Below are 12,552 nucleotides of genomic sequence, written 5' to 3'. Positions count from 1 at the left end.
TATGCTTTTATATAGTAGTCAATCTATATAAAAGCTTGTCTATATAAAAAAGGTCTGCAATTGCAGACCTTTTTTATATGTTTTTGACTCTTAAACCGCAGTGATTGTACCTAAGATACGATAGCCAGCAGCACCCGTCACACTTGGTAAATTTGCACTGAGCTGATTGACAAAGCGCATCGCTAACCATGCAAAGGCTGTCGCTTCCACCCAAGTTGGGCTTAAGCCTAAATCTGCGGTACTTTGCACCGTCCATTCATGTTTACGTAGACGCCAACGCAGTTGCTCTAATAGGTGCGAATTGTATGCACCACCACCACAGACATAGACTTCACCAGTATCCATATCAGAACGATAAATGGCTTTTTTAATGGCACGTGTGGTGAGTTTCATTAAGGTTGCTTGAATGTTTTCTGGCGTATCTTCGAGTTCGTCATATTCGAGATCTCCACGCCAATCGAGAATCTGTTCATCTAACCATTCTAGATTGAAGTCTTCACGACCTGTACTTTTTGGCGGTTCCTTAGAGAAAAACTCATGCGCTTGTAAGCGGTCGAGCAGGCTGCGAATAGGCTGACCATAAGCCGCCCAGTTGCCATTTTCATCATACGGCTGACCAGTATAACGTTCGCACCAAGCATCCATTAAAATGTTGGCAGGGCCTGTATCAAAGCCATAGACATCTTCAGGTTTACCCGCAGGTAACATGCTGACATTGGCAATGCCACCCAAATTTAAAATCACACGGTGAATGGTGTCATGTTGGAAAAGCGCTTGATGGAACGCAGGAACTAAAGGTGCGCCTTGACCACCCGCAGCCATATCGCGGCGGCGAAAGTCTGAAATCACAGGGATTTTAGTGAGTTCGGTAATAATATTGGGGTCGCCAATTTGCAGGGTAAAACCATGTTCAGGACGGTGGCGGATGGTTTGTCCATGTGAGCCAATCGCCTTGATTTGACTACGATCTAGCTTATTTTTCTCGATCAATTCATTGATGCCCTGACCGATCATTTGAGCTAAAGCAACGTCTGCCTTACCCATGCGATCAATTTCGTTATCATCAGGCAAGGTGAGGGCCATCAGTTCATCACGAAGGTCTGGGTCAAAGGGAAGTGTGAGCGTCGCATGAATCTCTAAAGGATCAAAAGAAGCAGCAACAATATCGACACCATCCATGCTTGTGCCGGTCATTACCCCAATGTAGATCGCTGTCATGATGATTCTTAAGCCTGCAATGTGCTGAAAAAGTGTTAGTATATCGCACAAATTGTATAACTGATCTATTTGGATTTTGTGATGTCAAATTTCCTGCCGGCTGAAGAACAACTTGCCCTCATCCAACGAGGCACACATGAGATTATTTCTGAAGAAGATCTTCTTAAGAAATTAAAGCAGAATCGCCCATTAAAAATTAAAGCGGGTTTTGACCCGACTGCACCTGATTTACATTTAGGTCATACGGTTCTGATTAATAAATTAAAAGTTTTCCAAGATTTAGGTCATGAAGTTTACTTCCTGATTGGTGACTATACAGCCATGATCGGTGACCCAACGGGTAAGAGCGCTACACGTCCACCGTTGTCACGTGAAAAAGTTTTAGAAAATGCGAAAACTTATCAAGAACAAGTGTTTAAGATTCTTGACCCTGCGAAAACTAAAGTTGTGTTCAACTCAGAGTGGTTTGGTCAAAAAACTGCTGCTGACTTGATTCAGTTGGCTTCACAGCAAACTGTGGCACGTATGTTGGAACGTGATGACTTCACTAAACGTTATAACAGCCATCAACCGATTGCGATTCACGAGTTTTTATATCCATTGGTGCAAGGTTATGACTCAGTTGCGCTAGAAGCGGATGTAGAGTTGGGTGGTACAGACCAAACCTTTAACTTGCTGATGGGTCGTACATTACAAAGCCGTTATGACCAAGAGTCTCAAGTGTGCATTACTGTGCCAATTCTTGAAGGTTTAGACGGCGTAAATAAAATGTCTAAATCTTTGGGTAACTATATTGCTGTATTTGATGCACCGGGTGCGATGTACCAAAAAGTGCTGTCAATGCCAGATGATTTGATCGAACGTTACTTTGACTTATTGAGCTTTAAATCGATTGAAGAAATTCAACAGTTGCTCAAAGAAGTGGCTGAAGGTCGTAACCCACAAGAAGTGAAGAAAATTCTTGCACTTGAATTGGTTGAGCGTTTCCATGGCGCAGAAGCTGCGGCAAATGCGCACAAAGGCGCAGGTAACTTGATTACTGAAGGTGAACTTCCAGAAGGTACACCAGAAGTGACTATTTCTCGTGGCGCATTTGGTGGTGAGATTTTCATTACTTCTATTTTGCGTGAAGCGGGTTTGACTAAAAATGCTGCTCAAGCAAAAGATGCGATTGGTCGTGGTGCAGTGAAAGTGGATTGGGAAGTGGTTGATGCAGGTTATGCTGTGTCAGAAAACAAAACTTTGATCATCCAAGCGAGCAAAAAAGCGATCGCAAAAGTAACTTTTACCGACTAATAAATTCTTGAATTTTTAGTTAAGTTATTGAATTAAAAGCAGGCTTAGGTCTGCTTTTTTTTACCAATTAATATATTAATAATATAAATAAGCAAATTCAAAAAAAACCTTATAAAAACAACACTTAAATTTTGCCAAATGTGTTGCATTTCTTGAATTTTATGTATAAGATTTATTCATCTAGAGATATATATATACCATCTAGAGGGTACATAACGATAACTCCACTTTTTATAAGTCTCTTCCCCAAGGGACTCTTTTTTTAGTGAGTTAACAAATAACTATAATAACTACACGATGGATCGACTAAAGATTCAATTCTAAGGGAAAGATTTTGGGAGAGATCTTTCCCTTTTTTATTTGTAAAATTGAGCTATTCCTTTCAAAAATCACACTCATTTCTGTATTAAAGATTTTAATCGCGCCAGAAAAAAAGCCCGATTCAATCGAGCTTTAAAATGTCTCTCTACTAAGACCGATGTTCATGGAGTTTTGTTTTAGGGCTTAGAGCCAAATTGAATGAAGCTTAATTTAGGTAAGATCCGCTTGACTAAAGTCCCGACTAAAAGTGCGGTAATAATGGTGCCTTCACGGACTCCGATGACTTGATGTAAGACTAGCCCGCTACTGATAACTGCAATACTGACCAAGAGGATGTCGCCATAGGTTTTACAGTTGCCAAAATCAAGGCGATAACGAACAGCAATGGCTTGATAGAGGCCTTCTGCGGCCAAGAGGACTAGACTGGCTTTGACCACTAAGCTCACACCTAAAGCGGTAATCAGGCAACTTGCCAAGCAGGCCAAGATTTGAAGTGGGTAACTTTCTATGCTCCAGCCTTGGGTCAGCCACATTAAACCGTCAATAAATGCACCAAATAAGATTCCCACAGGTAATTGCAACCACTGTATCCACTGAAAGCGTGATTTTAAGATCAGCATTTGCAACAGTATCATGACGATGTGCATTAATACCGTTAATGTGCCGACGGTGAGTGGAAAGATATAGCTAAAGCTGTAGGGCACCGAGGAAATAGGGGATGTCCCTAAATTTGAATGTATAGAGAGTACGACACCAAAAGCCAATAATCCTAATCCGCTTAATAGTAAGAATAAGCGTGGAAAAAACTGTGTTGGCATCCTGCACCTAAAAAATAAAAAGAGTGTACGTAAAACGCAGCCTGCGCTCTATGCGTCTAAAGCCCAAAAATAGTGGCTTTTTATGACTGTGATCGTTAATAGTGATTATTCAAATAAAATAGGCTGTATTTTTATCAGCAAAAATGACTAAGCATGTAATTAAAATGATTTTTGCAAAAACAGGCCTTATGGAACAATGGTCAAAAATCAAAAAAGAGCAACAACATGGCGTATTACAATACCGATAATCATGATGAACAGATTGATCGAATCTTGAGATATTTATTTGATCACCAAACCACACAGTATAAGCGAGCATTATTTTGTGAGGCGCAGCAACAATTACATGATTTGGATATCGCAGCACAGTACCAACTATTTGCATTGGTACGAGAACAACTCCCTCGACGTGCCAAGCTGCTATTTTCTGCCGAGGATTTCCGTGGAAAGCAACAAGTCATCTTGGAAGTCATGCAACATTTAGCATTTGAACGTTAAAAAATGCTTGGAAATATAAAAATGCACGCAAAAAAATGTCTATAAAGCTTGAATAGGTGTGATGACAGAAAAAAATGATGTGCTTTGAGGAAGAAAAGTAGACTAATGATCAATAAATAATCAAAGCTACTTTTATTAGATTTAAAAGCGCTGAAAAAGATTTGCTAGATATAAGAAATTTACTTAATTAAATATCGACTATTTGCTAAAAATTTATAAAAAATGCCTCTGTACACGACAAATTTCATAGGATCCTTGTCCTATCAGGCTTTTTCTTTCTTAAAATTGCTAGCACTTTCTTAAATTCTTCTTTTTTTCCAAAACCAATCAAACGTAGAATAGCCATTTGAACATAGTCCAAACCGTAGCGAAATAAACTTACTGAAAGTCGTCCATGCTTCTTTATTTTTATCGCTTTTTTCCGATCATGTTGCCATTCACCTGTTAAATAGCACCAACAGAAACTGATAGCTAGCACTGCTATCAATTTCTTGACTCGTCTAGGGTCTGTTAAACGAGTATTTTCAAGATTGAATCCACGTCCTTTGAGACAACTAAATAACGTTTCGATTTCCCAGCGTAATGCATAATCACGAATAGCAGAAGCATTAAACATAGGAGAAACAACAAGTAAAAGCTCTCCATCTTCTAATCGTAGCGCACTAATATAAAGTTTCACTCGACCAACCCAAATACGTCGTTTACGACATTCAGTTTGACTAACTTGAAGATGACGAAATAAATCACTAATTTTATGATTCTTGGCTAAGTGATTGGTCACAATAAAGTTTTTTTAACACGTATACAGAAGTTAATGTCATTTTCAATTAACCATGTAAACCATTTCTCACCGATAAATTCTCTGTCTGCAAACACATTCACAATACGATCTTTACCAAAAATGGAGATAAAGCGTTGAATCAAAGCAATACGCTCTTTTGTATCTGAATTTCCACGTTTATTGAGCAATGTCCAAACAATAGGTATCGCTATTCCACGATAGACGATGGCTAACATCAAGATATTAATATCTCGTTTTCCCCATTTCCAATTAGTTCTATCCAAAGTTAATTGGACTTTATCGAATGAAAATATATTGAAAATTAACTGAGAAATTTGACGATAATCGAAATACTGATCTGCAAAGAAGCGTTGTATACGTCGATAAAATGATTGTGGTAAGCACTTGATGGATAAGGCTTTAGATGCAGAAGAAAGATTACATGTCTGTTTTACAATTAATGCAGGCATAATCAGTGTAAAACATTTTGCATGTGACTTGTTCCACTTTAGATATTTGTTTAAGATGAGATGTAACTCATTGAAATGTGTCATCATATTCGTCGTCAGAAAACAAGTATTATGCCATTATTTCAATGAGTTATCTTTTTTTGTCGTGTACAAAGATATTTTTTAATGATAAATAAAAAGCCTAGTTTCTTGCCAGTTTGTCGTAGCGAGTAGCTATAGCCCGATATTTTTTAATCTTTAAAAAGGCGTTCTCTACCAAGTGCCGGTACTTATAAAGGCACCAGTCCATATGACCATTCCCAGTTTTGCTGTTCTCTTTTCTCGGAATATTGGCCACGCAACCTTGAGCTTCAATAAATGCTCGTAAACTATCACTATCGTAGCCCTTATCGGCAGTGACATGGCTTGATTTTGGGGCTTCTGCTATCAAACTCTGCGCATGGGCGATGTCATGTACTTGCCCACCCGAGATTTCGAAGTAAACGGGAAGACCACCGCTATCAACAGCAAGATGAATTTTTGTCGAATTGCCACCCCGACTTTTTCCTATAGCTTCGTCTGCACCACTGGCTGCTCCGCTGCTATCCTGATGCGCCTTCACGATACTTCCATCAATAAATAGCCATTCAGGGTCATTCTCAGACGATATGCTTTGAAATAGTTTTTGAAATACCCCCCTTCTTTGACCAGAGGTTAAAACGTCTAAAAACAGTGTTCCAACGGCCAAATTTTTCAGGCAGATCTCGCCATTGAATTCCAGTGCGCATCCGATACAGAATGCCTTCAAGCGTGTTCCTGTGTTCGTACTTATTATAAACACGCCCCGTTTCTTTGAGGATTTGCTTTAGGGCTTTCCAGGCTTTATCTGTTAACATTGTTCTTGGCATAGCAACGTCCGTTCTCGGTGGTATTTTTGATTTTTGGCGAAACCATTATACCTTGTTGCTATGCCGTTTAATTTTCACTCAAAGATCAACAGCCTCTAGTTGAATCTAGGCTTGGTGCCGACTATACTGAAAGTGCCGTTCGCAATACCATTAAGGGTATCAGCTAGAACAGCAAGTACTTCTATTCAGTAAGGGAAGGAATCCGTAATGGCTAAAAAGACAATTGCGAAATTTGATATCTCGGCAACCGCACCAGAGGGTTTTGAACATGAGCCTGACGCAACAGGTGGTTTTTGGTGCCATAAACCGCTTAACACTTTGCCGCCGGGTGATTTTATATCGCCCTACTCGCGTCATAAAACCTTACCAACTCCGGGAATCGAAAAGCGTAAAGCCTGGATAATTGGTGGCGGTGTCGGAGGACTTGCCGCTGCATTTTATTTAATTCGCGATGGTCATATGCCCGCCGAAAATATCACTATTTTAGAAGAAATGAGGGTAGAAGGCGGCTCTATGGATGGTGCGGGTAACCCTGAAGACGGTTACATCATTCGCGGTGGTCGTGAAATGAACTGGAACTACGACACCCTCTGGGATCTATTCCAGGACATTCCCGCCCTTGAACTTCCCGAAGGGTATTCTGTTCTCGATGAATACCGAATGATAAACGACAACGACCCAAATTACTCTAAGGCCCGTTTAATTAACAAGTCCGGCGAGATCCTTGACTCAGAAGACCTAGGACTGAGTAAATCTCAGCAATGGGAACTTATCCGCTTAATGCTGAAACGAAAGGAAGAGTTAGACGACACGAGCATTGAGGAATATTTCAGTGAAGGCTTTTTACAAAGCAACTTCTGGTTTTTATTCCGTACTATGTTTGCTTTTAAAAACTGCCACAGCCTGTTGGAAACCAAGCTCTATTTGCATCGTTTTCTGGACTCAATTGACGGCTTTGGTGACATGTCTGTTCTGCTTTTCCCTAAATACAATCAGTACGACACCTTTATAAAGCCACTGACCGACTTTTTGCGTGAAAAAGGAGTGAAATTTACCTTTGAAGCCAGAGTCGATGACCTTGATATAAGCTTTACCGGAGACAAAAAGACAGTAACCGGAATTCAGGCCGTTATTAAAGGTAAAGAGCAATATATTGAAGTTGGCAAGAATGATTTAGTGTTCGCCCTCACCGGCTCAATGACTGAACAGACGGGTTATGCCGGTATGGATAATGCGCCGGAGCTTAACTGTGAAAGGCATGACCCGGGTAGCGAAAGTGGCTGGAACTTATGGAAGAACCTCGCCAAGAAGTCTCCCGTTTTCGGTAAGCCAGAAAAATTTTATGGTGACGTAGACAAGTCTATATGGGAGTCGGCCACCCTTACCTGCAAGCCCTCACCCCTTGTCGATAAACTGAAAACCTTATCAGTAAACGACCCATACTCCGGTCGAACCGTAACCGGCGGCATAGTGACTTTTACTGACTCCAACTGGCTGTTAAGTGTTACCTGTAATCGCCAACCCCACTTCCCCGACCAGCCAGATGACACATTGGTGTTGTGGGTTTATGGCCTGTTGATGGATAAGCAAGGCAACCGTGTAAACAAAACCATGCCAGAATGCACCGGTAAAGAAATTCTGACCGAGCTTTGCCATCATCTGGGTATTGAAGACCAGTTAGATGAGGTTATAGCCAACACCAAAATACGCATTGCGCTTATGCCTTATATTACAGCTCAGTTTATGCCCAGAGCTGCAGGCGACAGGCCCAGAGTAGTTCCTGAAGGCTGCACGAATTTAGGCTTAGTGGGACAATTTGTAGAAACTCGCAATGACATAATATTCACCATGGAAGCCTCTATTCGCACCGCCCGTATTGGTGTGTATAAACTGCTGAATATTCCCAAACAGGTGCCTGATATAAGCCCGACACAATACGACATTCGTAACATCATAAAAGGTGCCAGAGCGCTCAATAGCAATAAGCCTTTTATTGGCGAGCGTATGCTGCACCGCTTACTCGACAAAACCTACTTTGCCCACATACTGCCGCCGCTGCCCGAACCGGAGGAGAAAAAGCAAACGCACTTCGAAGAAGAGCTAAGGGAACTGCTTGGTAAAGGCGGTGACTCAATACATAAATTCTCAAGCTGGGTTAACTCGCTGAGGGAGAATTTTTCGAGCAAAGATAAATAGTAGGTTAGGTTTTGCCTGAATTCAGATAATAACCGCAACACTCATGTAATGGGATAGGTCGGAAGGAGGTCAGCTACCCACATGTGGTAGTCTTACTTTTCGACCAAAAAAAGTGAGTTCCAACATGAGTTATCGGCAGCTGACCGAGGGGCAACGATACCAGATTTCTGCGTTGCTCTCAGAAGAATTTTCACAACGAGAGATTGCAAGAAAGCTGAACATTGCACCCTCAACCGTCCATCGAGAGTTGCGACGAAACAACAATTTATGCGGGTCTTATGACCCTCAATTGGCTCAAGAGCGCACACTAAAACGGCGTTTAAAGCCAAAGCCCAAACGGGTTTGCGAGAATACTCGCAACGCTGTAGAGCTTATGCTCGAGATGGACTGGAGCCCGGAGCAGATATCGGCTATCTGCACGCGAATAGGCTATCCAGTCAGTCACGAGTGGATTTACAATTATGTTCTGGCTGATTTTTACGGCGGCGGTGGTTTATTTACTCACCTTCGCCACCGGTTAAGACGCTATAAAAAGCGCCTGCATAAGCAACGAGGTCGGATTTTAGGCCGTCGCTCGATACACGACCGGCCAGCAATTATTGATGACCGAGAACGCTACGGCGACTGGGAAATCGACACCGTTATCGGCAAACGTGGAACCGGTGCTATCGTCACGCTGTTAGAGCGTAAAAGCCGTTTTTATCTTGTGAAAAAAGTCACAAGTAAACATGCTGATGCCGTTGCTAACGCAACTATAGAAATGCTGCAGCCCTTTAAAGTTATGGTGCACAGCATTACAGCCGATAATGGTTTGGAATTCGCTGATCACGAACGTATCGCAGAAGAGCTTGATACAGACGTTTATTTTGCTGATCCGTATGCTTCGTATCAGCGCGGTGCGAACGAAAATGCGAACGGGTTATTGCGTCAATACGTGCCAAAAGGTACTGATTTGCGCACTGTAACTAACGAGCTGATGACTAAATATCAGCAACGCTTGAATTTACGGCCCAGGAAAACTCTGGGGTTTATTCAGCCAGACATAATTTTTAAAGAGCAATTGCAACAGGCTATGAGCGAGTGTTGCAGTTATTAGAGGCTGTTGATCTTTGCTCAAATATCATTCAGCAATGCATTGGCAGCCATACCATGACAAAGGCTAATGCGACATTACTGGCGTAGTTTCTTGCCAGTTTGTCGTAGCGAGTAGCTATAGCCCGATATTTTTTAATCTTTAAAAAGGCGTTCTCTACCAAGTGCCGGTACTTATAAAGACACCAGTCCATATGACCATTCCCAGTTTTGCTGTTCTCTTTTCTCGGAATATTGACCACGCAACCTTGAGCTTCAATAAATGCTCGTAAACTATCACTATCGTAGCCCTTATCGGCAGTGACATGGCTTGATTTTGGGGCTTCTGCTATCAAACTCTGCGCATGGGCGATGTCATGTACTTGCCCACCCGAGATTTCGAAGTAAACGGGAAGACCACCGCTATCAACAGCAAGATGAATTTTTGTCGAATTGCCACCCCGACTTTTTCCTATAGCTTCGTCTGCACCACTGGCTGCTCCGCTGCTATCCTGATGCGCCTTCACGATACTTCCATCAATAAATAGCCATTCAGGGTCATTCTCAGACGATATGCTTTGAAATAGTTTTTGAAATACCCCCTTCTTTGACCAGAGGTTAAAACGTCTAAAAACAGTGTTCCAACGGCCAAATTTTTCAGGCAGATCTCGCCATTGAATTCCAGTGCGCATCCGATACAGAATGCCTTCAAGCGTGTTCCTGTGTTCGTACTTATTATAAACACGCCCCGTTTCTTTGAGGATTTGCTTTAGGGCTTTCCAGGCTTTATCTGTTAACATTGTTCTTGGCATAGCAACGTCCGTTCTCGGTGGTATTTTTGATTTTTGGCGAAACCATTATACCTTGTTGCTATGCCGTTTAATTTTCACTCAAAGATCAACAGCCTCTAATAAAAAGACAAATGTGTATTAAAAATAGCCATCATACGTCTATTTTTGATTACAAAATATAATGAGGGGATTGCTTCCCATTTCATACATTTTTCATATATAAAAAGACATACTATTTTTAAGGTTTTTCTAAACCAATTTTTTTACTTCATAATTTTTAACATCATAATTAAAGGTGAACCATGCAAAATAAGAAGCGCACCCCATTAGACGCGCAACAGTCCCATCTTTGGATTATTGGTGGTGGTATCGCAGGTATGGCTGCTGCTGCATTTGCAATCCGTGATGCCAAAGTCCCTGCCAAAAATATCCATATTTTAGAAGAACTCGATATTTCAGGTGGTTCGATGGATGGTGGACATACACCGCATGCCGCGCAAGCTTGGGTAACACGTGGTGGGCGAATGCTGACCGATGAAACTTATTTGTGCCTATGGGACTTATTTTCCAGTATTCCATCTTTGGAAAATCCAGACATTTCGGTGCGTGAAGAATGTCGTGAGTTTAATGAAAAAGTGAAAACCCACGGCAATGCACGGTTGATTGATGCCGAACATGTCATTGCGGATGCAGCAAAGCTTGGTCTGAATACGCTACATCGTGCACAGATGCTGCGCCTATTAGCTTCAAAAGAAGAAAAAATTGGCAGTCGCCGCATTGATGAGTTTTTTGATGAAACCTTTTTTGAAACCAATTTCTGGCGCATGTGGCGCACGACTTTCGCTTTTCAAAAATGGCACAGTGCAGCAGAGTTAAGACGCTATTTCTTGCGTTTTATTCAAGAATTGCCACGCATTCATACCTTAGCGGGTGTGAAACGTACCAAGTACAACCAATATGACTCGATGATTCTGCCCCTACAGCGTTGGTTAGTCGCACAAGGCGTCGATGTGCGTTTTGGACACTATGTCACAGATGCAGACTTCATTACCAATGCTGAAACTCAAGAACGCTACGCTTCACGCCTATATGTACAATTGCCTGAAGGCTCAGAGCAAATTAATCTGAAAGCCAATGATTTAGCTATTTTCACTTTAGGCTCTATTACAGCAGACTCACGTTATGGCGGTAATCATGACGTGCCTGCCCTTATTCGTCATCGAGAAGATCATGGCTGGACGCTTTGGGAAACGCTGGCACAAAAAGCCCCAGACTTTGGCCGTCCAATGACTTTTTATGGCAATGTCGATGAACATAAGTGGGAGTCTTTCACTCTGACCATGAAAGATGACGTGCTACTTAAACGTATTATTGACTATACAGGCAATGAACCAGGCACAGGCGCACTCATGACTTGGTATGAGTCGGGTTGGCATTTATCCATCGTGGTTCCTGCACAGCCACACTTTGCCGACTTACCTGAAGGTTTATATACCTTATGGGGCTACGGTTTCCAAATTGACCATATAGGCGATTACATCAAAAAACCAATGTCCGAAGCCACGGGGCAAGAAATCCTAACAGAACTGATTAAACAGCTCGGTTTTGACGACATTTTAGATCATGTTTTGGCAACGACTGATGTTACTACCGCCATGATGCCATACGCCTCTGCCCTATTCGCCTGCCGTAAACCGGGGGATCGTCCACAGGTAATTCCACAAGGCTCACAAAACTTTGCTTTCCTTGGACAGTTTGTGGAAATTGAAGATGACGTGGTCTTTACTGTGGAATATTCAGTTCGTGGGGCGATGCTTGCCATTTATGAATTTTTTGGGGTGGAACGTGAAATCCCTGAAATTTACAACGGTCTACTTGATCCCAAAGTGGGTTTAAAAGCTTTAGAAACAGTGTTCCACTAAGTTTTTAATATATAGCGATAAGAGCACCTTTATGTCGCCACTATTACATAGTTTAATTTAAGCAACGTTTGGATACACGAGTGTGGCAGGGATGCCACACGTTATCCATCATAATAGGGATGTTATGTATGGGTAACAAAGGCTTTTGCTTTCTTTTGGCTTATCAAAAGTAAGGGTATTGCCTACACAAACACCTTTTATACTTTATTGAAAGTTGAGGCCGTGTACGCACCTAATTTTAAATTGGATAAAAAGAAAAATTAGATAAAACTTTATACCTCAT

Annotated in this window: 10 protein-coding genes; 5 read left to right on the top strand and 5 right to left on the bottom strand. The window is 41.7% G+C overall.

Features of this window, described 5'->3' with window-relative positions:
- Positions 1 to 90: 90 nt before the first annotated feature.
- Positions 91 to 1,218 carry an anhydro-N-acetylmuramic acid kinase gene (locus MST17_RS15975; RefSeq protein WP_180027343.1) on the bottom strand — a complete coding sequence of 376 codons (1,128 nt, stop codon included), beginning with the start codon at positions 1,216 to 1,218 and terminating at the stop codon, positions 91 to 93.
- Between the two features lie 63 nt (positions 1,219 to 1,281).
- Here MST17_RS15975 and tyrS point away from each other — a divergent pair, with 63 nt between their 5' ends.
- Complete coding sequence (tyrS, locus tag MST17_RS15970) at positions 1,282 to 2,514, top strand: tyrosine--tRNA ligase (RefSeq protein WP_171262600.1); 1,233 nt, start codon at positions 1,282 to 1,284, stop codon at positions 2,512 to 2,514.
- Positions 2,515 to 3,011: 497 nt separating this feature from the next.
- Here the strand turns inward: tyrS and MST17_RS15965 are convergent, their stop codons facing one another.
- Positions 3,012 to 3,653 carry a YitT family protein gene (locus MST17_RS15965; protein WP_180027342.1) on the bottom strand — a complete coding sequence of 214 codons (642 nt, stop codon included), beginning with the start codon at positions 3,651 to 3,653 and terminating at the stop codon, positions 3,012 to 3,014.
- A 225-nt stretch (positions 3,654 to 3,878) separates the two neighbouring features.
- Here MST17_RS15965 and MST17_RS15960 point away from each other — a divergent pair, with 225 nt between their 5' ends.
- Positions 3,879 to 4,151: a hypothetical protein gene (locus MST17_RS15960; RefSeq protein WP_111886092.1), complete on the top strand. Its 273-nt coding sequence runs from the start codon at positions 3,879 to 3,881 to the stop codon at positions 4,149 to 4,151.
- Between the two features lie 244 nt (positions 4,152 to 4,395).
- Here MST17_RS15960 and MST17_RS15955 read toward each other — a convergent pair.
- Together MST17_RS15955 and MST17_RS15950 are read right to left on the bottom strand one after the other, a co-directional pair.
- Positions 4,396 to 5,486, bottom strand: a protein-coding gene (locus MST17_RS15955) for an IS4-like element ISAba33 family transposase (RefSeq protein WP_180082632.1) whose coding sequence is annotated in 2 segments (ribosomal slippage) — positions 4,396 to 4,946 and positions 4,946 to 5,486 — 1,092 coding nt in all. Because the reading frame shifts where the segments join, the coding sequence is not laid out codon by codon here.
- 97 nt (positions 5,487 to 5,583) lie between these two features.
- Positions 5,584 to 6,289, bottom strand: a protein-coding gene (locus MST17_RS15950) for an IS5 family transposase (protein WP_180082630.1) whose coding sequence is annotated in 2 segments (ribosomal slippage) — positions 5,584 to 6,078 and positions 6,080 to 6,289 — 705 coding nt in all. Because the reading frame shifts where the segments join, the coding sequence is not laid out codon by codon here.
- Positions 6,290 to 6,496: 207 nt separating this feature from the next.
- Between MST17_RS15950 and MST17_RS15945 the strand changes: the two genes are divergently transcribed.
- Entirely contained in the window at positions 6,497 to 8,485 is a 1,989-nt protein-coding gene (locus MST17_RS15945) for an oleate hydratase (protein ID WP_180005632.1), read from the top strand.
- Between the two features lie 124 nt (positions 8,486 to 8,609).
- Positions 8,610 to 9,581 carry an IS30 family transposase gene (locus MST17_RS15940; protein ID WP_180005633.1) on the top strand — a complete coding sequence of 324 codons (972 nt, stop codon included), beginning with the start codon at positions 8,610 to 8,612 and terminating at the stop codon, positions 9,579 to 9,581.
- 28 nt (positions 9,582 to 9,609) lie between these two features.
- Here the strand turns inward: MST17_RS15940 and MST17_RS15935 are convergent, their stop codons facing one another.
- Positions 9,610 to 10,368 carry an IS5 family transposase gene (locus MST17_RS15935; protein ID WP_180027354.1) on the bottom strand — a complete coding sequence of 253 codons (759 nt, stop codon included), beginning with the start codon at positions 10,366 to 10,368 and terminating at the stop codon, positions 9,610 to 9,612.
- Positions 10,369 to 10,649: 281 nt separating this feature from the next.
- Here MST17_RS15935 and MST17_RS15930 point away from each other — a divergent pair, with 281 nt between their 5' ends.
- On the top strand, positions 10,650 to 12,269 hold the full coding sequence (locus MST17_RS15930) for an oleate hydratase (protein ID WP_180027353.1): 1,620 nt from the start codon (positions 10,650 to 10,652) through the stop codon (positions 12,267 to 12,269).
- Positions 12,270 to 12,552 lie beyond the last annotated feature (283 nt).

The sequence above is a fragment of the Acinetobacter sp. YH16056_T genome (assembly GCF_024605895.1).
In the GTDB taxonomy this organism is placed as follows: Bacteria; Pseudomonadota; Gammaproteobacteria; order Pseudomonadales; family Moraxellaceae; genus Acinetobacter; species Acinetobacter amyesii.
This window is presented reverse-complemented; position numbering and strand designations above follow the sequence as displayed.

Bases quoted from the DNA above. Each gene is read 5' to 3' on its own strand.
- MST17_RS15975 (WP_180027343.1), bottom strand. From the start codon at position 1,218: ATGACAGCGATCTACATTGGGGTAATGACCGGCACAAGCATGGATGGT.
- MST17_RS15965 (WP_180027342.1), bottom strand. From the start codon at position 3,653: ATGCCAACACAGTTTTTTCCACGCTTATTCTTACTATTAAGCGGATTA.
- MST17_RS15960 (WP_111886092.1), top strand. From the start codon at position 3,879: ATGGCGTATTACAATACCGATAATCATGATGAACAGATTGATCGAATC.
- MST17_RS15945 (WP_180005632.1), top strand. From the start codon at position 6,497: ATGGCTAAAAAGACAATTGCGAAATTTGATATCTCGGCAACCGCACCA.
- MST17_RS15940 (WP_180005633.1), top strand. From the start codon at position 8,610: ATGAGTTATCGGCAGCTGACCGAGGGGCAACGATACCAGATTTCTGCG.
- MST17_RS15935 (WP_180027354.1), bottom strand. From the start codon at position 10,368: ATGCCAAGAACAATGTTAACAGATAAAGCCTGGAAAGCCCTAAAGCAA.
- MST17_RS15930 (WP_180027353.1), top strand. From the start codon at position 10,650: ATGCAAAATAAGAAGCGCACCCCATTAGACGCGCAACAGTCCCATCTT.